This is a genomic window from Sinomonas albida, assembly GCF_004919045.1.
GTDB classification, from domain to species: Bacteria; Actinomycetota; Actinomycetes; order Actinomycetales; family Micrococcaceae; genus Sinomonas; species Sinomonas albida.
In genome coordinates this window covers 327,849-348,942 of the sequence record NZ_SWDW01000002.1, presented here as the reverse complement: position 1 = coordinate 348,942, position 21,094 = coordinate 327,849, and the positions used below count along the sequence as shown (strand labels likewise).

Annotated in this window: 20 protein-coding genes; 17 read left to right on the top strand and 3 right to left on the bottom strand. The window is 71.3% G+C overall.

Annotation, left to right across the window (positions count from 1 at the left end):
- Positions 1-221 precede the first annotated feature (221 nt).
- The 10 genes from E6A26_RS03420 (at position 222) to E6A26_RS03375 (ending at position 10,390) form a co-directional block, all read left to right on the top strand.
- Complete coding sequence (locus tag E6A26_RS03420; protein WP_136609769.1) at positions 222-1,331, top strand: thiamine pyrophosphate-dependent enzyme; 1,110 nt, start codon at positions 222-224, stop codon at positions 1,329-1,331.
- Positions 1,324-2,445, top strand: coding sequence for an alpha-ketoacid dehydrogenase subunit beta (locus E6A26_RS03415; RefSeq protein WP_136609768.1), 1,122 nt, complete (start codon positions 1,324-1,326; stop codon positions 2,443-2,445). The genes E6A26_RS03420 and E6A26_RS03415 overlap by 8 nt, the downstream gene beginning before the upstream one ends.
- Positions 2,438-2,767, top strand: coding sequence for a biotin/lipoyl-containing protein (locus E6A26_RS03410; RefSeq protein ID WP_136609767.1), 330 nt, complete (start codon positions 2,438-2,440; stop codon positions 2,765-2,767). Before E6A26_RS03415 ends, E6A26_RS03410 begins: the two co-directional genes overlap by 8 nt.
- A gap of 55 nt (positions 2,768-2,822) precedes the next feature.
- Positions 2,823-3,644, top strand: a complete 822-nt coding sequence (locus tag E6A26_RS03405) for an alpha/beta fold hydrolase (RefSeq protein ID WP_136609812.1) — start codon at positions 2,823-2,825, stop codon at positions 3,642-3,644.
- Positions 3,645-3,782: 138 nt separating this feature from the next.
- The gene (locus E6A26_RS03400) at positions 3,783-5,345 is read left to right on the top strand and encodes a fumarylacetoacetate hydrolase family protein (RefSeq protein WP_234864961.1); all 1,563 of its coding nucleotides are present in this window, start codon (positions 3,783-3,785) and stop codon (positions 5,343-5,345) included.
- Positions 5,342-6,055 (top strand): GntR family transcriptional regulator, encoded by a 714-nt coding sequence (locus E6A26_RS03395; protein ID WP_136609765.1) that lies wholly within the window; start codon positions 5,342-5,344, stop codon positions 6,053-6,055. Before E6A26_RS03400 ends, E6A26_RS03395 begins: the two co-directional genes overlap by 4 nt.
- A gap of 36 nt (positions 6,056-6,091) precedes the next feature.
- A complete protein-coding gene (hpaE, locus tag E6A26_RS03390; RefSeq protein ID WP_136609764.1) occupies positions 6,092-7,597 on the top strand; it encodes a 5-carboxymethyl-2-hydroxymuconate semialdehyde dehydrogenase in 1,506 nt (501 codons plus the stop codon).
- A 56-nt stretch (positions 7,598-7,653) separates the two neighbouring features.
- Positions 7,654-8,751, top strand: a complete 1,098-nt coding sequence (gene hpaD / locus E6A26_RS03385) for a 3,4-dihydroxyphenylacetate 2,3-dioxygenase (protein ID WP_136609763.1) — start codon at positions 7,654-7,656, stop codon at positions 8,749-8,751.
- 2 nt (positions 8,752-8,753) lie between these two features.
- Positions 8,754-9,554: a 2-oxo-hept-4-ene-1,7-dioate hydratase gene (hpaH, locus tag E6A26_RS03380; RefSeq protein WP_136609762.1), complete on the top strand. Its 801-nt coding sequence runs from the start codon at positions 8,754-8,756 to the stop codon at positions 9,552-9,554.
- Entirely contained in the window at positions 9,539-10,390 is an 852-nt protein-coding gene (locus E6A26_RS03375) for an HpcH/HpaI aldolase family protein (protein WP_136609761.1), read from the top strand. The genes hpaH and E6A26_RS03375 overlap by 16 nt, the downstream gene beginning before the upstream one ends.
- 339 nt (positions 10,391-10,729) lie before the next feature.
- Here E6A26_RS03375 and E6A26_RS03370 read toward each other — a convergent pair whose 3' ends face one another.
- Positions 10,730-11,452 (bottom strand): DnaJ family domain-containing protein, encoded by a 723-nt coding sequence (locus tag E6A26_RS03370; protein ID WP_136609760.1) that lies wholly within the window; start codon positions 11,450-11,452, stop codon positions 10,730-10,732.
- A 99-nt stretch (positions 11,453-11,551) separates the two neighbouring features.
- Here E6A26_RS03370 and E6A26_RS03365 point away from each other — a divergent pair, with 99 nt between their 5' ends.
- Positions 11,552-12,355, top strand: coding sequence for a phosphoribosyltransferase (locus E6A26_RS03365; protein ID WP_168928659.1), 804 nt, complete (start codon positions 11,552-11,554; stop codon positions 12,353-12,355).
- Between the two features lie 374 nt (positions 12,356-12,729).
- Positions 12,730-13,572 carry a hypothetical protein gene (locus E6A26_RS03360; protein ID WP_136609758.1) on the top strand — a complete coding sequence of 281 codons (843 nt, stop codon included), beginning with the start codon at positions 12,730-12,732 and terminating at the stop codon, positions 13,570-13,572.
- Positions 13,573-13,591: 19 nt separating this feature from the next.
- On the opposite strand, the gene E6A26_RS03355 is transcribed toward E6A26_RS03360, so the two are convergent.
- The gene (locus E6A26_RS03355) at positions 13,592-14,416 is read right to left on the bottom strand and encodes an alpha/beta fold hydrolase (protein ID WP_136609757.1); all 825 of its coding nucleotides are present in this window, start codon (positions 14,414-14,416) and stop codon (positions 13,592-13,594) included.
- A gap of 199 nt (positions 14,417-14,615) precedes the next feature.
- On the opposite strand from E6A26_RS03355, the gene E6A26_RS03350 reads away from it, so the two are divergent.
- Genes E6A26_RS03350 through E6A26_RS03340 form a run of 3 tightly spaced genes read left to right on the top strand, consistent with a single transcriptional unit; the run spans position 14,616 to position 17,648 of the window.
- On the top strand, positions 14,616-16,346 hold the full coding sequence (locus tag E6A26_RS03350) for a dihydroxyacetone kinase family protein (RefSeq protein ID WP_136609756.1): 1,731 nt from the start codon (positions 14,616-14,618) through the stop codon (positions 16,344-16,346).
- Between the two features lie 52 nt (positions 16,347-16,398).
- Positions 16,399-16,857, top strand: coding sequence for a ribose-5-phosphate isomerase (locus E6A26_RS03345; protein ID WP_136609755.1), 459 nt, complete (start codon positions 16,399-16,401; stop codon positions 16,855-16,857).
- A 20-nt stretch (positions 16,858-16,877) separates the two neighbouring features.
- The gene (locus E6A26_RS03340; protein ID WP_327407271.1) at positions 16,878-17,648 is read left to right on the top strand and encodes a triose-phosphate isomerase family protein; all 771 of its coding nucleotides are present in this window, start codon (positions 16,878-16,880) and stop codon (positions 17,646-17,648) included.
- Here the strand turns inward: E6A26_RS03340 and E6A26_RS03335 are convergent.
- Complete coding sequence (locus tag E6A26_RS03335) at positions 17,645-18,412, bottom strand: FadR/GntR family transcriptional regulator (RefSeq protein ID WP_136609753.1); 768 nt, start codon at positions 18,410-18,412, stop codon at positions 17,645-17,647. The two genes, E6A26_RS03340 and E6A26_RS03335, sit on opposite strands and share 4 nt — an antisense overlap.
- Positions 18,413-18,550: 138 nt before the next feature.
- On the opposite strand from E6A26_RS03335, the gene E6A26_RS03330 reads away from it, so the two are divergent.
- Both E6A26_RS03330 and E6A26_RS03325 read left to right on the top strand, forming a co-directional pair.
- Positions 18,551-20,062 (top strand): four-carbon acid sugar kinase family protein, encoded by a 1,512-nt coding sequence (locus E6A26_RS03330; protein WP_136609752.1) that lies wholly within the window; start codon positions 18,551-18,553, stop codon positions 20,060-20,062.
- Entirely contained in the window at positions 20,055-21,005 is a 951-nt protein-coding gene (locus E6A26_RS03325; protein ID WP_136609751.1) for an NAD(P)-dependent oxidoreductase, read from the top strand. The genes E6A26_RS03330 and E6A26_RS03325 overlap by 8 nt, the downstream gene beginning before the upstream one ends.
- The last annotated feature ends 89 nt before the right edge of the window (positions 21,006-21,094 follow it).

Below are 21,094 nucleotides of genomic sequence, written 5' to 3'. Positions count from 1 at the left end.
GAGGCGGGCACTGAGCTAGACGCCGAGGCCGGCACCGTGCCCCCGCCCGTAACTGCCGAAGCACGAGAACAGGCCCCGGGTTCGCATGCGAGCCCGGGGCCCTTTCGTGGGACTAGACACACTGCCCCGTGACGCGGGCCACAACCAGTCGCGACATAACATTTTGACTAGCCGATCTGCTGTCGATTGCACACGCTGTGCGGCCATCCTACCGTCTTGCTATGCAGACTTTAGGAACACGAACGACGGCGGCGGGCCGGGCCGGGCTCGCCGGCGCACCCCGGGAGCCGCTCGCCGAGCTCCCCGCGGTCGCGCCCGTCGCGCCGAACGAGCTCGTGGAGCTGTACCGGCTCATGACCTCCGTCCGACAGCTCGACGTGGCGGCAATCTCGTGGCAGCGACAGGGCATCCTCCCGGCCTACGCCCCCGAGCTCGGTCAGGAGGCCGCGCAGGTCGGCTCCGCCCTCGCGCTCGACCCGTCCCGCGACTTCGCCTTCCCGACGTATCGCGAGCTCGGCGTGGCCCGCGCGTTCGGCGTCGACATGGTCGAGTACATGTCCACGCACAAGGCCACGTGGCACGGCGGCCTCTGGGACGCAGCCACGACCCACGTCGCCCCGATCCAGGCGGTCGTCGCCGGCTCGGTGCTCCACGCAGTCGGCTGGGCCCACGGGCAGACGCTCGAGGCGCACGGCGAACTCCCCGCCCAGGGCCTCGCCGTGGCGATCACGTACCTCGGCGACGGCGCCTCGAGCCAGGGCGACGTGCACGAGGCCATGAACTTCGCAGGCGTCTTCAAGGCTCCGGTCGTCTTCTTCGTGCAGAACAACGGCTGGGCCATCTCGGTGCCAACCGAGAAGCAGGTCGCGGGCGGCAGCGTCGCGGCGCGCGGCGCGGGCTACGGGATTCCTGCAGTCCAGGTGGACGGCAACGACGCCGCCGCAGTGCTCGAGGCGACCCGCCGCGCCGTCGCCCATGCCAGGTCGGGCCACGGGCCGGCGATCGTCGAGGCCATGACGTACCGCCGCGGCCCGCACGCGACCTCGGACGATCCGGGCCGCTATCGCACGCTCGACGAGGAGCGCGAGGACGCCGGCCAGGATCCGCTGGCCCGGCTGCGCGAGCTGATCCTGGCCGAGGGAGCCGCGACCGAGGAGATCCTCGCCGAGGCCGACGCCGCGGGCGCCGCGGAGGCCGAGCGCGTGCGCCTCGGCGTCATCGCGCTGGGCCCGCGCCGGGGTGCCGAGATGTTCGACCTGGTCTTCCAGGAGCCCACCGACGAGCTGTTGCGCCAGAAAGCCAACTGGCGAGAGGAGTCCGAGCATGAGTGAGACGCTCACCACCAGCGAAGCCGGAGCCGGAGCCGGAACAGTCACGCTCTCCCTCCAGGGCGCGCTCAACCTCGCGCTCGACGAGCTCCTCGCGGAGGACCCGAAGGCGCTCGTGCTCGGCGAGGACGTCGGCACGCTCGGCGGCGTGTTCCGCGTGACGTCGGGGCTCGCGGCCAAGCACGGCGCGGAGCGCGTCTTCGACACGCCCCTCGCCGAGTCGGGCATCCTGGGCATGTCGATCGGCCTCGCGATGGCCGGCTTCCACCCGGTCCCCGAGGTCCAGTTCGACGGCTTCGCCTACCCCGCGATCAATCAGATCGTGTGCCAGCTTGCGCGCATGAACTACCGCAGCCGCGGCGCCGTGCCGATGCCGGTGACGCTGCGCGTTCCGAGCTTCGGCGGCATCCGCGCCCCCGAGCACCACGGCGAGAGCCTCGAGGCGCTCTTCGCGCATGTGCCCGGCCTCAAGGTCGTTTCGCCAGCCGACCCGCAGCAGGGCTACTCGCTCCTCAAGGCCGCGGTCCGCATGCCGGACCCGGTCATCTTCATGGAGCCCAAGTCGCGGTACTGGCAGAAGGGCGAGGTGGTGACCGAGGCTGCCGCGGCGGCTTCGGCGGCTGCGGCGGCTTCGGCGGCTGCGGCGGCTGCGGCGACCAACGACGGCGGGAGGTCGCTGGGCGCTGCTGACCTGACCGACGCTGGCCTCACCGGCGCGCGCATCGCCCGTCCGGGCCGCCACCTCACGCTCGTCGCGTGGGGCGCCATGGTGGCCCGCTGCCTCCAAGTCGCGGACCTCGCGGCGGAGGACGGCATCGACGTCGAGGTCCTCGACCTCCGGTGGCTCAAGCCCATCGACGCCGAGGCCCTGGCGTCGTCGGTCGGGAAGACGCGGCGCGCCGTCGTCGTCCACGAGGGACCGCGCACGTCCGGCCTCGGCGCAGAGGTGGCCCAGCTCGTCACGGAGCGCTGCTTCGGAACCCTCAAGGCACCCGTTGAGCGCGTCACGGGCTTCGACGTACCGTATCCCTCAGGCGACCTGGAGGACGAGTACATCCCGAACATCGACCGGATCCTGTTCGGCATCCAACGAGTATTGGAGTACAAGCGTGGCTGAGCTTCCCTTCCCCCTCCCCGACCTCGGCGAAGGCCTCATCGAGGCGACCGTGCTCGAGTGGCTCGTCGCCGAGGGCGACCAGGTCGAGCGGAACCAGCCGCTGGTCGAGGTCGAGACCACGAAGTCGGCGCTCGAGCTGCCCTCGCCCCAGTCCGGCAAGGTGCTCAAGCTCTACGGCGCGCCGGGCGAGGTCATCAAGGTGGGCGAGCCGCTCATCGTGTTCGAGGTCGCGGACGACACGGCCGGGATCGTCGGCACCGTTCCCTCCGAGGACGCGCCCAAGCGCCGCGTGCGCCTGAACGCGAATCTGGACGAGGACTGACGGCACCTAGGGTGGAAGTAACGGGAACGGCACGGGAGAGCAGGCGCTCATGGAGATGACGACGGGCCGGCACGCAGGTGCGGCTGTGCACCACACGGTCGAGGGCACGGACCCGGGGCTCAATGTCCAGACGTACGAGCCCGAGCATCCCGCGGCCTTGCCGCCGGTCCTGCTCATCCACGGCTTCGCGTCCTCGATCGCCCTCAACTGGGAGCAGAGCGGGTGGATCTCGGCGCTGCGGGAGGCAGGGCGCTACGTCATCGCCGTCGACCTCCCGGGGCACGGGCTCAGTTCCGCGCCCGAGGACGTCGACTCGTACTCGCCGAGCCGCATCCGCGCCGACCTCTTGCAGATCGCGTCCGACGCCGGGGCGCGCCCGATCGAGCCCGGACACCCCGACAGCGGGCTCGACGTCGTCGGGTACTCGCTGGGATCGCGGCTCGCGTGGGAGTTCGGGGCCACGCAGCCCGCAATCGTGCGGCGGCTCGTGCTCGGCGGCCCGAGCTCGCGCGATCCGCTCGCCGAGTTCGACCTCGTCGCGGCGCAGCGCTTCCTCGCGGACGGCACGCCGATCGAAGACGCCTCGACCGCGGGCCTCGTGACGATGGCCCAGGCCTCCCCCGGCTCCGACATGTACGCCCTCCTCTCGCTCGTCGAGGCCGTCAAGGAGGAACCGTTCGACGCCGCCGAGGCCGTGCCGAAGCAGCCCCTCCTCATCGTCGCGGGTGAGAAGGACGAGCGCGTCGAGGGGCTCGAGGGCCTGCATGGCCTGGTGCCGTCGGCGAAGGTCGTGGTCATCCCGGGCCGGAACCACGTCAACGCCGTCACGGCGCGGGCGTTCAAGCAGGCCGCGATCGAGTTCCTCGGAGAGGGTTGATCCCCGGGGGTTGACGCCCGGCCCCTCCCGGGGCACACTGGATCGTATACGATGATCGTATACGATCCAGTCCGGCTTAAGGGGCCCTCCGCGGCCCGCTCAGGTTCTACGGACTGGCGACTCGAGGGAGAGGAATCCGTGGAGCGACCGGAGCAGCTTGGCCAGGACACGATCGACGCCGCCGGGAAGGTCATCGCTGTCCACCTCAACTACCCCAGCCGCGCGGCCCAGCGCGGCCGCACGCCGGCGGTCCCCTCCTACTTCCTCAAGCCCGCGACGTCGCTCGCGCTGCACGGCGCCGCCCTCCGGCGCCCGCACGGCGTCGAGCTCCTTACGGTCGAGGGCGAGGTCGCGCTCGTGATCGGGAGCCGCGCCCGCCGGGTCTCCCCCGAGGACGCGTGGCGCCACGTGGGCGCCGTGACCGCCGCCAACGATGCAGGTCTCGCCGACCTCCGGTGGCCCGACAAGGGCTCCAACCTGCGCTCGAAGGGCGTGGACGGGATCGCTCCGATCGGCCCGACGCTCCTCCCGGCGCAGGAGCTCGACCCCGCGGGCCTCCGGGTCCGGACCTGGATCAACGGCGAGCTCATCCAGGACGACTCGACGTCGACGCTCCTGTTCCCGTTCGCCCAGCTCGTCGCGGACCTGTCGCGGCTCATGACGCTCGAGCCGGGGGACATCATCCTCACGGGAACCCCGGCGGGCGCGACGGTCGCCCAGCCGGGCGACCTCGTCGAGGTCGAGGTCGAGGGCACGACGGACGACGGCGCCGCCCTCACCACCGGGCGGCTCGGCAACCGGGTGGTCGAGGCCGCAGGGCTCGAGCCGTTCGGCGCGATGCCGAGGCTCACCGACGCGGACCGGATCGACGCATGGGGCTCCGCCGAGGCGGCGGGACTCTCCCCTGTCCCGGCATCCGCCACGCCGGAGCCCGCCACAGCATCCTCCGCTGGCGTTTCCCAGCCAGCCGATTCCCGCCCCGCGAGCGTCCTCACCCCCGAGCTCACCGCGACCCTCCGCTCCGTGGGAACCGCGACGCTGAGCGTCCAGCTCCGCCGGCGCGGGATGCAGAACTGCCACATCGAGGGCCTCATTCCCACCAAGCCGGGCGCGAAGGTCGTCGGGACGGCCCGCACGCTCCGCTACATCCCGGCCCGCGAGGACCTCTTCAAAGCCCACGGAGGCGGCTACAACGCGCAGAAGCGCGCCGTCGACTCGCTCCGCGAGGGCGATGTCCTCGTCATGGATGCCCGCGGCGACAAGACCTCGGGAACGCTCGGCGACGTCCTGGCTCTCCGCGCGCAGGTCCTCGGCGCGGCGGCGGTCATCACCGACGGCGGCATCCGCGACTTCGGCCCGGTCTCCGCCATGGAGATCCCGGCGTGGGGCGCCACCCCGCACCCCGCCGTCCTCGGCCGCAGACACGTCCCGTGGGCCGTCGACGAGACCATCGCGTGCGGCGGCGCGGCCGTGCAGCCGGGCGACGTGATCGTCGCCGACGAGGACGGCATCGTCGTCATCCCGCCGCAGCTCGCCGAAGAGGTAGCGAACGACGCCGCCGCCCAGGAGCGCGAGGAGGCGTGGGTCGCGCAGCGGGTCGCAGAGGGACACCCGGTCGACGGGCTGTTCCCGATGAACGCTGGCTGGAGAGCCCGCTACGAGGCCGAGACCTCGGCGAGCGAAGCGAGCCGACAGCGATGAGCGCGCCTACCCGCGCAGCCGCGCCGGCCCCCGCGCCCGCCTCGAGCAAGTCCCAGCTCGCGTACGAGTGGCTGCACGCCCAGATCGTCTCGGGCTCCCTCGCGGCGGGGGCGCGGCTCGTCCTCGCCCAGGTCGCGGGCGAGCTCGGCATCTCCGTGGTGCCGGTGCGCGAGGCCGTGCGCAGGCTCGAGGCGGAGGGGCTCGTGACGTTCGAGAAGAACGTCGGCGCGACCGTGGCCGGTATCGACCCGATCGAATATCTCTACACGATGCAGACGCTGAGCCTCGTCGAAGGTGCGGCGACCGCCCTGTCCGCTCCCGCCGTCGGCCGTTCGGACCTTGCCGCCGCGCGCGAGGTCAACGCCCGCATGCGCGCGATGGTCGATGACGACCACCAGTTCGATCCCGTGGAGTTCACGCGGCTCAACCACGAGTTCCACAGCGTCCTGTTCGAACACTGCCCGAACCCCCACATCCTGGACCTGGTCCACCGCGGCTGGAACCGCCTCACGGCCCTCCGCGGCTCGACGTTCAGCTTCGTGCCCGAGCGGGCCAGCGAGTCGGTCGCCGAGCACGAGGAGCTCCTGCGCCTCATCGAGCGCGGCGCCCCGACGCCAGAGATCGAGCTCGCGGCACGACGGCACCGCTCGGCCACGCTCGACGCGTACCTGGCCAGCACAGGAGCCCACCCCCACTTCCCGACCCTCTGAGAACGCCTCTTCATCACCCTCTGCAAGGAGCACAGCATGAGCAAGCACTTCGTGCCCGAGAACCTGCCGACTCACCTCCAGCACTACATCGGCGGCCAGCGCGTCGACTCGATCGGCGGTGAGACGTTCGAGGTGCTCGACCCCGTCACGAACACCACGTACGCGACCGCGGCGTCGGGCCAGAAGGCGGACATCGACGCCGCCGTCGCCGCCGCCACCGAGGCGTTCGAGCACGGGCCCTGGCCGCGGATGAAGCCGCGGGCCCGCGCGCGCATCCTCAACGCCATCGCGGACGCCGTCGAGGCGCAGGAGGATCGGCTCGCCGAGATGGAGACGTTCGACACGGGCCTGCCGATCACCCAGGCGCGCGGCCAGGCCCAGCGCGCGGCGGAGAACTTCCGCTTCTTCGCGGACCTCATCGTGGCCCAGCAAGACAACGCCCTGAAGGTGCCGGGAAGCCAGCTCAACTACGTCAACCGCAAGCCGATCGGCGTCGCCGGCCTCATCACGCCGTGGAACACGCCGTTCATGCTCGAGTCGTGGAAGCTCGCTCCGGCGCTCGCGTCGGGCTGCACCGTGGTGCTCAAGCCCGCCGAGTTCACGCCGCTCTCGGCGTCGCTGTGGGCCGGGATCTTCGAGGAGGCGGGCCTGCCCGAGGGTGTCTTCAATCTCGTGAACGGCTTCGGCGAGACCGCGGGCGATTCCCTCGTGAAGCACCCCGGCGTCCCGCTCATCTCGTTCACGGGCGAGTCCTCGACCGGGCAGCTTATCTTCCGCAACTGCGCGGAGAACCTCAAGGGCATGTCGATGGAGCTCGGCGGCAAGTCCCCCGCCGTCGTCTTCGCCGACGCCGACCTCGACGCCGCGATCGACTCGACCCTTTTCGGCGTCTTCTCGCTCAACGGCGAGCGCTGCACGGCCGGTTCGCGCATTCTCGTCGAGCGGAGCGTCTACGACGAGTTCACCGAGCGCTACGCGGAGCGGGCCAAGAACATCGTGGTCGGCGACCCGCACGACCCGAAGACGCAGGTCGGCGCGCTCGTGCACCCGGAGCACTACGACAAGGTCATGAGCTACGTCGAGATCGGCAAGACCGAGGGCCGGCTCCTCGCTGGCGGCGGTCGCCCGGCTCACCTGCCGGAGGGCCAGGAGAACGGCTCCTACGTGGCGCCGACCGTGTTCGCGGACGTCAAGCCGGACGCACGGATCTTCCAGGAGGAGATCTTCGGGCCGGTCGTCGCGATCACGCCGTTCGACGACGACGACGAGGCCCTCTCGCTGGCCAACAACACGAAGTACGGTCTCGCCGCGTACGTGTGGACCAATGACCTCAAGCGGGCCCACAACTTCGCCCAGTCAGTCCAGGCGGGAATGGTGTGGCTCAACTCGCACAACGTCCGCGACCTGCGCACGCCGTTCGGCGGGGTCAAGGCCTCGGGGCTCGGCCACGAGGGCGGCTACCGCTCGATCGACTTCTACACCGACCAGCAGGCCGTGCACATCACGCTCGGCGACGTCCACACGCCCAAGTTCGGCGCCTGACGCGCACCAGGCACGCCCCCGCCGTCGTCCGCCTGAATCTCGAAGAGGAGAACAACATGAGCACCCCCCTCCCCCAGCCAACAGTCCCCGCCCCGGACATCGTCCGCTGCGCCTACCTCGACCTCGTGGTCACGGACCTCGAGAAGTCGCGCGCGTTCTACGTGGACCTCCTGGGCCTCCACGTGACGTACGAGGACGACGAGGCGATCTACCTGCGCTCCTTCGAGGAGTTCATCCACCACAACCTCGTGCTGCGCAAGGGGCCGATCGCTGCCGCCGCGGCGTTCGCGTTCCGCGTTCGGACGCCGGAAGACGTGGACAAGGCCGAGGCGTACTTCAAGGAGCTCGGTTGCCGGACCGAGCGGCGCAAGGAGGGCTTCGTGCGCGGCATCGGCGACGCCGTGCGCGTCGAAGACCCGCTCGGCTTCCCGTACGAGTTCTTCTACGACGTCGAGCACGTCGAGCGCCTGCACATGCGCTACGACCTCTATTCGGCCGGCGAGCTCGTGCGCCTCGACCACTTCAACCAGGTCACGCCCGACGTCCCCCGCGGCCGCGCCTACCTCGAGGGCCTCGGCTTCCGCGTCTCGGAGGACATCAAGGACTCGGAGGGCACCACGTACGCGGCCTGGCTGCACCGCAAGCAGACCGTCCACGACACCGCGCTCACCGGTGGCGACGGCCCTCGCCTCCACCACATCGCGTTCTCGACGCACGAGAAGCACAACATCATCCAGATCTGCGACAAGATGGGCGCCCTGCGCCTGTCGGACCGGATCGAGCGCGGGCCGGGCCGCCACGGCGTCTCGAACGCGTTCTACCTCTACATCCTCGATCCTGACGGCCACCGCGTGGAGATCTACACCCAGGACTACTACACGGGCGACCCGGACAACCCCACCATCACGTGGGACGTCCACGACAACCAGCGCCGCGACTGGTGGGGCAACCCGGTCGTGCCGAGCTGGTACACGGAGGCCTCGCTCGTGCTCGACCTCGACGGCAACCCGCAGGAGGTCGTCAAGCGCGAGGACAAGTCCGAGATGGCCGTGACCATCGGCGCGGACGGCTTCTCCTACACCCGCGCCGGCGACGAGTCCGGCTCGTACCGCGGCGAGGCCTCGAAGGGCTTCAAGCTCGGAAGCCAGGTCTGAGCATGCTCGACGCGCAGGCGATCCAGCAGATCGCAGACGAGCTCGTGGAGGCGGGGCGGACGCGCACGCCCGTCCCGCTCCTGCACACCCGGTACGAGGGCATGGACATCGAGGATTCGTACGCCGTGCAGAAGCTCTGGGCCTCGCGGCTCGAGGAGCAGGGCAAGCGCGTGGTGGGCCGCAAGATCGGCCTGACGTCGAAGGCCATGCAGGCCGCGACCGGCATCACCGAGCCCGACTACGGCGTCATCTTCGACGACATGGTGCTCGAGAACGGCTCCGTCGTGGAGTGGGCCCGATACACGCACCCCCGGATCGAGGTCGAGCTGGCGTTCAAGCTCAATCAGGACCTCAAAGGGCAGGCCCTCACAGGTCAGAGCACCACGCTCTTCGACGTGCTCGACGCGACGGACTACGTGGTGCCTGCCCTCGAGATCCTCGACTCGCGCATCGAGATGCAGGGCCGCACGATCGTCGACACCATCTCGGACAACGCCGCGATGGGCGCCATGGTCGTCGGCGGGCGGCCGGTGCGGCCGCACGACGTCGACCTCCGCTGGGTCTCGGCGCTCCTGTACCAGAACCAGGAGATCGTCGAAACGGGCGTCGCGGCAGGAGTCCTCAACCACCCGGCTCAGGGCGTCGCGTGGCTCGCGGACAAGCTCGCCCAGCACGGCCAGTCGCTCCGCGCGGGCGACCTCGTGCTCGCGGGCTCGTTCACGCGCCCCGCCTGGGTGTACGCGGGCGACACGGTGTACGCAGACTACGGACCACTGGGGACGGTGACATGTCGTTTCGTCTAGAACCCGAGCGCACCTTCCGGGACGCGCTGGCCCAGGAACCCGGCGCGAAGATCGGCCTCTGGGTCTGCTCCGGCAGCCCGCTCGTCGCCGAGATCATGGCGGGTTCCGGCGCGGACTGGCTGCTCATCGACACCGAGCACAGCCCCAACTCGCTCGAGTCCGTCCTCGCACAGCTCCAGGCGGTCCACGGCTACCCCGTTGTGCCAGTGGTGCGCCTGCCCTGGAACGACGTCGTGCTCATCAAGCAGTACCTCGACCTCGGCGCGCAGAACCTGCTCATCCCCATGGTCAACGACGCCGAGCAGGCGCGGGCCGCCGTGGCGGCGGTGCGCTATCCGCCGCACGGCGTCCGTGGGGTCGGCTCTGCGCTCGCCCGCGCCGCGCGCTGGAATCGGATCCCCGACTACCTCGCGCGAGCGAACCAGACGATCTCGCTCACCGTGCAGATCGAGACGACCGAGGCCGTTGCCAACGTCGAGGAGATCCTCGCGGTCGACGGCGTCGACGCGATCTTCGTGGGCCCGTCCGACCTTGCCGCGTCCATGGGCCACCTCGGCGAGCAGGAGCATCCCGAGGTGATCTCCGCCGTCGAACGCTGCCTCGCCGCCGCGCGGACGGCGGGCAAACCCGCGGGCGTCAATGCCTTCGTCGAGGCGACCGCGCGCCCTTATCTCGATGCCGGCGCGCGCTTCGTGCTCGTGGGAGCGGACGTCGCGATCCTGGCCCGCTCGAGCGAGCAGCTCGCGGAACGCTTCGGGACCGTCACCGCGCGGCGCACGGCGGACGACGGCGGGCGGCGCACGGCGGACGACGGCGGGCGGCCCGCAAGCTACTAAGCCCACCGAGAGCACACGAGAGCGGCGGAGGCGCCACCACGGGCAGAGCCCCCGGTTGCGGGGTCCCTGCCGGGCCGTTGCGGGGTCCCTGCCGGACGGTTGCGGGGTCCCTGCCGGACCGTTGCGGGGTCCCTGCCGGACCGTTGCGGGGTCCCTGCCCGACGCTTGCGGGGTCCCTGCCCGACGCTTGCGGGGTCCCTGCCCGACGCTTGCGGGGTCCCTGCCCGACGCTTGCGGGGTCCCTGCCCGACGCTTGCGGGGTCCCTGCCCGACGCTTGCGGGGTCCCTGCCAGACCGTTGCGGGGTCCCTGCCGGACCGTTGCGGGGTCGCTGCCGCCGTCAGGCCTGCCCACGCCAGAGCCGCCTCCACCACGTTCGCGTTGGCGCTACGGCAGGCTGCGCGGCGCGCTGTGCCGCGATGCGCGCATCCCGCCGCTCGCGCCAGCGCTGCGCCTCGCCGTCCACGTCCCGCGTCTTCGTCACGACGGGCGGACCGCCCTCGAGCTGGCGCCGCGCGTCGATGACCCTTGCGTTGAAATCCTCGACGGCGGCGCGCACCTCGCGCTCGGTGCGCATCGTATCGAGACGGGTATCCAGCTCGGCGTCCTCGACCCGAAGCAGCAGCGCCTTCGGTCCGAGCCCGGTGAGGTGCTCGCGTTGGATGAGTCCCTTGATCCACCAGTCGGGATCATAGGTGCCGCCGAGTCCGGGGATCGGCTTGCCAGCGTACTGGAGGTGGTCGAACTCGCCGCGCGCCATCGCGTCGCGGATGAGGTAGTCGGCGCGGCGTGCCGAGTCGAACTTCCTGCGCTTCTCGCGCAGCTCCTCCTCGCGCCGCACCTCATTGAGCTGCTCTGGGTTGGCCTGCTCTCGGTTGGCATGCCCTGAGTTGGCCCGCTCCTCCTGGCGCCGATCCGCATCGCTCCGGCCATCGTGACCCGGACCTGCGTGACCCGGACCGGCGCGACCGGGATCTGCGCGACCGGAGCCATGGCCCGCGGCGCGAAGCTCCGCGGCCCGTTCGAGGCGGTGCTGGCGATCGTCCGCTCCCCGTGCGTTCATCCCTTCCAGTATCCACGCGGCCGGAACGGGCCCGGCCGAGCCGGCTATCCAACGGGCCGGAACCCGCCCGGCCAAGCCGGCGCGCGCATACTGGAACGCATGGCGTCGCCCCAGCGAGACAGGCACGAAGCCGAGCACGGCGGGCCGCCCGGCGCGGAGGGCCCCGGCCCCTACGCGAGCCGCGGCGAGGCCGGAAGGATGCTCGCAGGCGCTCTCGCCGGTCTCCCCCAACTCACGCACGCCGACGGCACCCTCGGCGCGCTCAGCGCCCTCACGCGAGCGGGCCGCGGCGGTGGGTCTCCACTCGTCGTCGGCCTGAGCAGGGGCGGCGTCGCCGTCGCGGCCGAGGTGGCGCGCGCCTTGGGGCTCGCGTTCGACGTCGTGCCGGCCCGCAAGCTCGGCATTCCTGGCCACGAGGAGGTCGCGTTCGGCGCCATCGCCTCGTGCGACGGCGAGCGCCGCGCCGAGGTCGACTCCCCTTTGGTGCGGCGGCTCCTCGCGTCCGGCTTCACCGAGGAGCTGCTCGGCGGTGTCCGAGAGCGGGAATCGGCCGAGCTCGAGCGGCAGGAGCACCTCTACCTCGCGGGCCGCGCCCAACGCGCCGGGGGTCGAACTGTCATCGTGTGCGACGACGGCGCCGCAACCGGCGACACCGCCCGTGCCGCGATCGCGGCCGTCCGCGCGGCGGGTGCCAGCTCCGTCGTCGTCGCGCTCCCCGTGGCGCCGCCCGGCGTCGTCCGCGACATCGGAAGGCTCGCCGACGGTATCGTCTGCCCGCGCGAGCCGATCGCGTTCCGCTCAGTGGGCGCCGCCTACCTCACCTTCCCGCAATGCACCGACGAGGAGGTGCTCAGCCTCCTCGCGGAGCGCGGAGGAGCCCTGGGACGGAGTGCCGGCCCGTAGGGCGGCGGATGGTCGGGCCGGTTTCCCCGCGTGCTACCAAACCCAAGGCCACGAAGCGGCTCGAGGGTGGCCTGCCAACACCAGATTGCGCCCCGAGTCCTGATACCGCTTCGCTAGCGATTTGATAGCACTGTGCAATCTCTGCGACCAAGCATGCTCAAATGCCCGACGTCTGGCAGTTCGCGGAATGAGCCGGGCTGAAGGCTTTGTTAGAGCACTCCCTGTCCAACAAGATCACGCCGCCCACTGGCGAAGGAGCTCTGGGTGTTCTTCCAGCGAGTAGAAAAATCCGTGGTTGTTCGCGTCATGATGGAGCGATCCGTGGTACTTACAAGTGTGGAGGAGATTTACAGCCCTAGCCGTGGGGCCGATTCGTGACGGCGCCGAACGCCCCTCGGCAGGACCGTGCTGCGCGGGATGACGAGTTCCACGACCTCCGCGAGCCGGTGTACCTGCTCGCACCGGAAGCGCGCGTGAAGTCCCGGGCGGCGGCCGCGTGGCGTCCCCTGGGGTACCTGACACTCACGATCGTTTGGGTCGTCCTGGCGGTGATCAGCGTGGCCGTCGCCGTCCTCGTCCTTCCGTGGCGGCTCACCGCCGGCGACGCGGGGCCCCTGGGCGAAGCGCCCGGGTTCCACGGCAACGTGTTCATCGGCGCCGTGATCGTCCTTCTGCTCGGTCCCGTCATCGGATCAATCTGCGGCGTCTTCCTGTGCGTCTCGGTCGGCTCCGCGCTCGGCAGTGCCACGTACTTCTGCCGCAGCCTGCTTCCGAGGTATCGAAGTGAGCGGCTCTCCTTCACCTCGTTCAGCCAAGGCGCCGAGGCGAGCGGTCCCGCGTCTCTGTTCGGGTTGTCGACCGCGTACTCGCTGATCCCGGTACGCCTGACCCGCTGGACCAAGATCGTCACGCTGATCTCCGCGCAGGGCCAGGTCGTGAACGTCACGCTGTGGGTCCTCGGGTTCTGGTGGGGGATCTTCTACGTGTTCACCGTCGGCTGGATGCTGTGGCCCGCGCAAGGCGCAGCATCTGTCGTCTGCACGGTCATCAGTGTCCTCCTGTTCGCGGTGTTCGCTTACTTCGTGTGGCGCAACCGCCATCGCTATCCCGACACGATGCCTGCCGCCTACCGAGGCACCCCCTTCGAGCGCTCGTGGCCGAACCGTCCGCACGAGAAGCCTGCCCGCACCCGCGCCCGCAAGGGAACCGCGCGTTGACCGCCGCGGCGCAGGCATATCAGTGCTGGCCGAAGCTGGTTCGCCACGTGCGTGAGCCCCACGCGTTCGCACGCAGGAACGGCACCAGCTCTTCCAGGATGGGCTCCGCGGGCGCCAGCGTGGAAGCGTGCGTCCGGCCAGGAAGCTCGACGAAGCGCGCGTTCGGCATCAGCTCGGCCGCGCGCTTGGACTGTTCGAGTCGGGGAACGTCGAGCGTTCCCGCGAAGAGGAGCGCCGGGAGCGTGAGCTGCCCGAGCACGGACTCAGGAAGCCCCTCGCCCGCCTCGGTGGCCTCGAAGTACGCGGCGAGGGCCTCGGCGTCGTTCGCGAGGAACGCTGCCCGCGTCGACGGGTCGAGCACGTTGCCCGCCGCCTGGAAGCCTTCGGCAAACGCCGCCATCCCGCCCGAGCGAATGGCGTCGAGGTACCCGGGGAAGAACACCTTCTCCACCTCGCCGCGTTGCGATCGATACGTCCCGCCGAGCGTCGAGAGGCTCGCCACGCGATCCGGGGCACCCGACGCGAGGGCGAACCCCACGCGCGATCCGAACGAATAGCCCACGACATGCGCCGCGCCGACCCCGGCGGCGTCGAGCACCGCGAGCACGTCCCCCACCACAAGGGGCATGGAGTAGGCGGCGGGGTCATGCGGCTTCTCGCTTCGACCGTGCCCGCGCAGATCCAAGCGCACCACCCTGAACCCCTCGAGCGCGCGCACGTAGCCGAGGCCGCGCCAGATCGCGCGCGAGAGGGCTGAACCGTGCAGGAGAACGACGGCGGGGCCCTCACCCGACGCGTCGAACTCCACGGTGGTTCCGTCGAAGGGGTTGGTCGCGGTGGTCACCTCGCCACCCTAGCCCGTCGGCTTGGGCGCCTCGCGCGGCCTGTCCGGCTGCCGCTTCGGGGCCGGAGAGGGCACCGCTCAGTGCACCCCCTGCGCACGCCTCAGGGCACCCTGCCCTTCACAGCCGGCGCCGGCCCGTATATCCTTCTCATATATCCTATAGGATTAGTCCCGCCCCAAACCCGAGAGAGAATTCCCGATGACGCGACTCTGGAACGAACCGGCAGACTTCGCCGACGAAATGGTGGACGGCTTCGCCCGGGCCAACGGACGATGGGTCCGCAAGGTCTACGGCGGCGTCTCGCGCGCCACGGCGTCCGCCGATCCCGAGGTCGCCGTCGTGATCGGCGGCGGGAGCGGCCACTACCCCGCGTTCGCCGGTCTCGTCGGTCCGGGCCTCGCCCACGGCGCCGCCATGGGCAACCTCTTCGCCTCCCCGTCGGCCCACCAGGTCGAGTCGGTGGCGCGGGCGAGCCACCGTGGCCGCGGAGTCCTGCTGAGCTACGGCAACTACGCGGGCGACGTCCTCCACTTCACGGAGGCCCAGGAGACCCTTCGCGCGGACGGCATCGACTGCCGCAGCGTCGCGGTCATCGACGACATCTTCTCCGCGGCCCCCGACGAGATCGAGAAGCGCCGCGGCATCGCGGGAGACCTCACGGTCTTCAAGGTCGCGGGCGCGGCAGCGTCCCTCGGCTACGACCTCGACGGCGTCGAGCGCGTGGCGCAGCACGCGAACCGGCGCACCCGGTCCATGGGCGTCGCGTTCACGGGCTGCACGATGCCGGGCGCGGCGGAGCCGCTGTTCTCCGTACCGGAAGGCCGGATGGCGATCGGCCTCGGCATCCACGGCGAGCCCGGGCTGGCCGAGACCGCCATCCCGAGCGCCAATGGCCTCGCCGAGCTCTTCGTCGAGCGGCTGCTCGACGAAGCCGAGATCCCGGAGGGAGCCCGGAAGAGCGGCGCACGCGTCGTCCCGATCCTCAACGGGCTTGGCTCCGTCAAGTCCGAGGAGCTGTTCGTGGTCTTCTCCCGCATCGCGGAGCTGGCCGAGGCGGAGGGCCTCACGCTCGTCGACCCGCAGGTCGGCGAGTTCTGCACGAGCTTCGACATGGCAGGAGTCTCGCTCACGCTGTTCTGGCTCGACGACGAGCTCGAGCGGCTCTGGCTCGCGCCGGCGGACACGCCGGCCTTCCGCACCGGCTCGTTCGACGCGGCGGGGCTCTCGGCCATCGCGGACGACGGCGAGCAGGCCGCCGAGCGGTCCGTCCCCGCCGCGAGCGAGGAGTCGCGCGACGCGGCTCAGCGGATCGCGGCCCTCCTCGGCGCGGTCCGGGACGTCATCGACGAACACGCCGACGAGCTGGGCCGCATCGACGCGATCGCGGGCGACGGCGACCACGGCATCGGCATGAAGCGCGGGGCGCGCGCTGCCGCGGAGGAGGCCTCCGCCGTCGTCGGCCTCGGCGCGGGCGCCCGGACAGTCCTCGCGAGCGCCGCCGACGCGTGGGCCGACCGCGCGGGCGGCACGTCGGGCGCGCTGTGGGGCGTCATCCTCAGGACGCTCGCCGCGCACGTCACGGACGACGCGCGGGTCTCACCCGAGCAGCTCGGCGCCGGCCTCAGTGCGGCATCCGACGCAGTCATGGCCTACGGGAAGGCGCAGGTGGGCGACAAGACGCTCGTCGACGCGCTCGTGCCTTTCTCGGGAAAGCTCGCGGAGGGCCTGGCCGGCGGAGCGGACCTCCCGACGGCGTGGGAGGCCGCAGCCAAGGCGGCCACGAAGGCCGCCGAGGACACCGCCGACCTCATGCCCGGCAAGGGTCGGGCCCGATCGCACGGCGAGAAGGCCCTGGGCGTGCCCGACCCCGGCGCCGTCTCCCTCGCGCTCATCGCGACGACGGTCGGTTCCAAGCTCGCGCAGTCCTGACCCCCGGACTGCCGACCGAATGCCATCCCCTCAGAACAACCAAGGAGACGCAATGCCACAGTGGCGCATCGTCGTCGGCTCCGACGACGCAGGCTTCGAGTACAAGGAAGCCATCAAGAAGGACCTCGAGGCGAGCGGCCTCGTCGTCTCGGTGACGGACGTCGGCGTCACGGCCGACGGGCACACCAACTACCCGAAGATCGCCACGACGGCCGCGGAGATCGTGGCCCGCGGCGAGGCCGACCGGGCAGTCCTCATCTGCGGGACCGGCCTCGGCGTCGCGATCGCCGCGAACAAGGTGCCCGGAATCCGCGCGGTCACGGCGCACGACGCGTTCTCCGTCGAGCGGGCGGTCCTCTCGAACAACGCGCAGGTCCTGTGCATGGGCCAGCGGGTCATCGGCCTCGAGCTCGCGCGCCGCAACGTGCGCGAATGGCTCACGTACGAGTTCGACGAGACGAGCGGCTCGGCCGAGAAGGTCCAGGAGATCTGCGCGTACGAGGGCGTCTAGTGGCGCCTTACCTCATCGGCGTGAGCCTGAAGATGTACTTCAGCCACGCCCGGACCGTCGAGTGGTGCCGGGCGGTGTCCGCCATCGCCCGGCGCCACCCGGCGGTGCAGGGCGGCGCCGCCGAGCTCTTCGTCATCCCGACGTTTCCCTCGATCCCCGCGGCGCTGGACGCGCTCGGCGCCGGCGTGGCCGTGGGCGCCCAGGATCTCGCGACGGCCGACGCCGGGCCCTTCACGGGCGAGGTGAGCGGCGCCGAGCTCGCGGAGCTCGGCTGCCGCGTCGTCGAGGTGGGCCACGCCGAGCGGCGGAGCCTGTTCGGCGAGACGGACGAGATCGTGCGCGCGAAGACCGAGGCGGCGCTGCGCAACGGGCTCACGCCCGTGCTGTGTGTGGGCGAGGACGGCGCGGGTGGGGCCGGGGAGGGCGATCCGATCGCTGCCGCCCGCGAGTGCGTGCGGCAGATCGATGACGCCCTCGCGTCGGCCCGCACCGCCGGTCATGGCGGGCGCGTGATCGTCGCGTACGAGCCGCGCTGGGCCATCGGGGCGCCCGCCCCCGCCGGCCCCGAACACATCCGGGCCGTCTGCTCGCGGTTGCGCGAGCACGTCAGCCGGCTCCCGGATTTCGCCGGGTCCGCCGTCATCTACGGCGGCAGCGCCCAGCCGGGGCTCCTGAGCGACGTGGGCGACGACGTCGACGGGCTCTTCCTCGGCCGCTTCGCCCACGATCCGTCCGCCCTCGAGGCGATCCTCGACGAGGCCTATGCGCTGACGACGGCGGGGGCTCGCTAGCTCGCGACGGCGTCGCGGCCCTCGGCTGGGGCTGGGAGCCCCTGGCCCGACTGGCCCGGGGCTGGCTGGTCTTGGACATACGTCACGAGATCGTCGAGGGTCTGCGTCATGTGGGCGTCCATCGCGTCGCGCGCGCTGCGGGAGTCCCGGGTCTCGAGGGCCGCGAGGACCGCCTCGTGCATCCTGATCGCGTGCTCCTGGATCGCGGCGACCTTGGACGTCTCGGTGCGGCGCGCCTCGAGCACCCGGTGCAGCGGCTGGAACACCGCCGTCAGGAAGACGTTGCCCGAGGCCTCGAGGATGGTGTCGTGGAAGGCGAGGTCCGCCGCGACGAATTCCTCAAGGCTTCCCCGCTCGTGTGCGGCGCGCATGGCCGCGACGTGACCCCGCAGGGCGGCCACGTAGGCCTCGGTCATGCGCGGAGCGGCGAGCGCGGACGCGCCGGTCTCGAGCATGCGCCGCAGCTCGATGAGCTGGATCGCCGCCGCGTCGTTGCCCACCTGGGCCTGTGCCGCGCGCAGGAGGGCTTCGAGCGAGTTCCACCGATCGACCGGGTTGACGAAGGTCCCGCGGCCGCGCTGAACGCTCAGGATGCGCTGCGCCTCGAGGGTCTTCATGGCCTCCCGCACGGTCATTCGGCTGACTTCGTGCTGAGCGGAAAGCTCAAGCTCTCCAGGCACGAGAGCGCCCGGTGGGAACTCCCCCGCCACAATCCGGTCCAGCAGGTCGTCGGCAACCTCGCCGACAAGCGACTTGCGAGCCATCGTTCTCCGTCCGTCGTGCCCAGTGAATCTATGGTCCCGGATTTTTCGGCCTCACGGAGGTGTTGCGCCGCGCCGAGGCCCGTGTCACGATATGTCAGACATCTTACCAAAGACACCTAGCGACACGATGAGGTGCCCGTGATCCTCGAAGACGAGCTGCTTTCCTCCTATCCCGCCGACACGACGGTCCCTGCCCGGCTCGTGTCCGACGCCGTGGCCCGCTCGGGCCGCGTGCTCGTGGTCCTCGACGACGACCCGACCGGCACACAGTCCGTCTCGGACCTCCCGGTCCTCACGAGCTGGGAGCTCGACGACTTCCGCTGGGCGTTCGAGAACCGCATCGACGGGAAGCGCGCCGCGGCCGTCTACGTCCTCACCAACACCCGCAGCCTCGACCCGACAGGGGCCGCCGAGCGCAACCGCGAGGTCGTGGAGAACTCGTTGGCCGCCGCCCGGGACGCGGGCGTCGAGGTCGCGTTCACGAGCCGCAGCGACTCGACGCTCCGCGGGCACTTCCCGCTCGAGCCGGACACGATCGCGGACACGGCGAGCTCCCTCGACGGCCGCCCGACGGACGGCGTCGTGATCGTCCCGGCCTTCCCCGACGCGGGGCGCGTGACCATCGGGGGCACCCACTACGCCCGCGCGGCACAGGGCGCCCTCACGCCTGTCGCCGAGACCGAGTTCGCCCGAGACGCGACGTTCGGCTACGCGAACTCGGTGCTCGCCGACTACGTCGACGAGAAGTCGGGTGGCCGCTACCGGGCCGCGGACGCGATCGTCCTCGACCTCACGCTCCTCCGTTCCGGCACGCCAGCCGAGAGCGCGTCCGCGATCGCGGACGCGCTCGGCGCCGCCGTGGACCGCGCGCCCGTCGTGGCGGACGCGGTCACCGAGAACGACCTGCGGCGCCTCGCGCTCGGGCTCGAAGAAGCCGAGCGTCGCGGCAAGAGGCTCGTGTACCGCGTCGGCCCGCCGTTCGTGCGCGGCCGCCTCGGCCAGGAGGTCCGCGAACCGCTGACCGCCGCAGAGGCTTTCGGCGCAGGGGCGCTCGGCGAGGATGCGCCGCAGCACGGCGGGCTCGTCGTCGTCGGTTCCCATGTGGGGCTCACGACGCGCCAGCTGGAGTCCCTGCTCCGCCGCCACAACGCGCTCCAGGTCATCGAGCTCGACGTCGAGCGGCTGCTCTCGGACGACCCGGCCGAGTCGGCGGGGCACGTCGCCGAGACGGCCGAACGGGTGACGGCGGCCCTCGCCCAGGGCGACGTCGTGGTCCACACGAGCCGGACCCTCGTCACGGCCGGCGATCCCGCCGCAAGCCTCGCAATCGCCCGGAAGGTCTCCGGCGCGCTCGTCGACGTCATCCGGCGCACCCTCGGCGCGGCGCGTCCCCGCTTCGTCATCGCGAAGGGCGGCATCACGTCCTCGGACATCGCCGCCCACGGGCTGCAGATCCGCCGCGCGATCGTGCGAGGGCCCATGCTCCCGGGAATCGTCTCGCTGTGGGAGCCCATGGAGGGCCCGGCGAAGGGCATCCCCTACGTCGTGTTCGCCGGCAACGTCGGCGGAGACGAATCGCTCGCGGACGTCGTCGAGAAGCTGAGCGCCACCATGAAGCCCGCGCACCAGAAGGAAATGATCCATGACTGAAACCACGGCCACCGGCAGCACGGCGGCGGACCCCAGCTACACCGTCGCGGTCCTCGGCCTGGGGGCCATGGGCCTTCCCATGGCCACGCGCCTCGCCTCGGGGCTTCGGGTCCACGGCTTCGACATCTCGCCCGAGCGCCTCGGCCTCGCCTCCGCGGCCGGCGTGACGACGTTCGAATCGGCCCGCGCGGCCGTGGCCGAGGCGAACGCCGTCCTCCTCGCGGTGCGCAATGGCGCCCAGCTCGAGGACGTGCTGTTCGGCGAAGCTGGCGTGGCAGGGGGCCTCGCGCCCGGCGCCGTCGTCATCCTCACGAGCACCGTCGGCACGGGCGCCGTCTCGGCGACCGCCGCGCGGCTCGAGGCGCTCGGCGTCGAACTCGTCGACGCGCCGCTCTCTGGTGGGCCGGCGCGCGCAGGCAAGGGCGACCTCCTCGTCGTCGTCGGCGCCTCGCCAGCGGCGCGCGACCGGGCCCAGCCCGTCCTCGGCCTGCTCGCCTCGACCCTCACCGTGGTCGGCGACCGTGCGGGCGACGGCCAGGCACTCAAGACCGTGAACCAGCTGCTGTGCGGCGTTCACATCGCGGCCGCGGCGGAGGCCCTGGCCCTCGCCGACGCGCTCGGCCTCGACCGCGAGAAGACGCTCGAGGCGCTCACCGCGGGGGCGGCAGGGTCCTTCATGCTGGCCGACCGCGGTCGCCGCATGCTCGAGGCGTACGACGGCGAGGGCGCACCTGTGCTGAGCCGGCTCGACATCTTCGTCAAGGACATGGGGATCGTGGGCCGCGCCGCGCGCGACGTCGCCCTCGCGACTCCGGTTGCCGCGGCGGCCGAGCAGCTCTTCCTCCTCGGCCAGGCCGCCGGGCTCGAGGCCTCGGACGATTCTGCCGTGATCAAGGTCGTCTCTCCGGAGCTTCGCCACGCCCCCGCGCCCGCGCCCGCCTGAAGGGCTCGCCTAAAGGCCCATCTGAAAGGCCCGCATGGCTTGACGAAGCCCGTGAATCGGATCACTATATATCCTATAGGATCTACGAT

Coding starts and splice junctions, on each gene's coding strand:
- E6A26_RS03365 (WP_168928659.1), top strand. CDS start 11,552: ATGGCGTCGCCCCAGCGAGACAGGCACGAAGCCGAGCACGGCGGGCCG.
- E6A26_RS03375 (WP_136609761.1), top strand. CDS start 9,539: ATGTCGTTTCGTCTAGAACCCGAGCGCACCTTCCGGGACGCGCTGGCC.
- E6A26_RS03345 (WP_136609755.1), top strand. CDS start 16,399: ATGCCACAGTGGCGCATCGTCGTCGGCTCCGACGACGCAGGCTTCGAG.
- E6A26_RS03415 (WP_136609768.1), top strand. CDS start 1,324: ATGAGTGAGACGCTCACCACCAGCGAAGCCGGAGCCGGAGCCGGAACA.
- hpaE (WP_136609764.1), top strand. CDS start 6,092: ATGAGCAAGCACTTCGTGCCCGAGAACCTGCCGACTCACCTCCAGCAC.
- E6A26_RS03395 (WP_136609765.1), top strand. CDS start 5,342: ATGAGCGCGCCTACCCGCGCAGCCGCGCCGGCCCCCGCGCCCGCCTCG.
- E6A26_RS03350 (WP_136609756.1), top strand. CDS start 14,616: ATGACGCGACTCTGGAACGAACCGGCAGACTTCGCCGACGAAATGGTG.
- E6A26_RS03325 (WP_136609751.1), top strand. CDS start 20,055: ATGACTGAAACCACGGCCACCGGCAGCACGGCGGCGGACCCCAGCTAC.
- hpaD (WP_136609763.1), top strand. CDS start 7,654: ATGAGCACCCCCCTCCCCCAGCCAACAGTCCCCGCCCCGGACATCGTC.
- E6A26_RS03405 (WP_136609812.1), top strand. CDS start 2,823: ATGACGACGGGCCGGCACGCAGGTGCGGCTGTGCACCACACGGTCGAG.
- E6A26_RS03370 (WP_136609760.1), bottom strand. CDS start 11,452: ATGAACGCACGGGGAGCGGACGATCGCCAGCACCGCCTCGAACGGGCC.
- E6A26_RS03420 (WP_136609769.1), top strand. CDS start 222: ATGCAGACTTTAGGAACACGAACGACGGCGGCGGGCCGGGCCGGGCTC.
- E6A26_RS03335 (WP_136609753.1), bottom strand. CDS start 18,412: ATGGCTCGCAAGTCGCTTGTCGGCGAGGTTGCCGACGACCTGCTGGAC.
- hpaH (WP_136609762.1), top strand. CDS start 8,754: ATGCTCGACGCGCAGGCGATCCAGCAGATCGCAGACGAGCTCGTGGAG.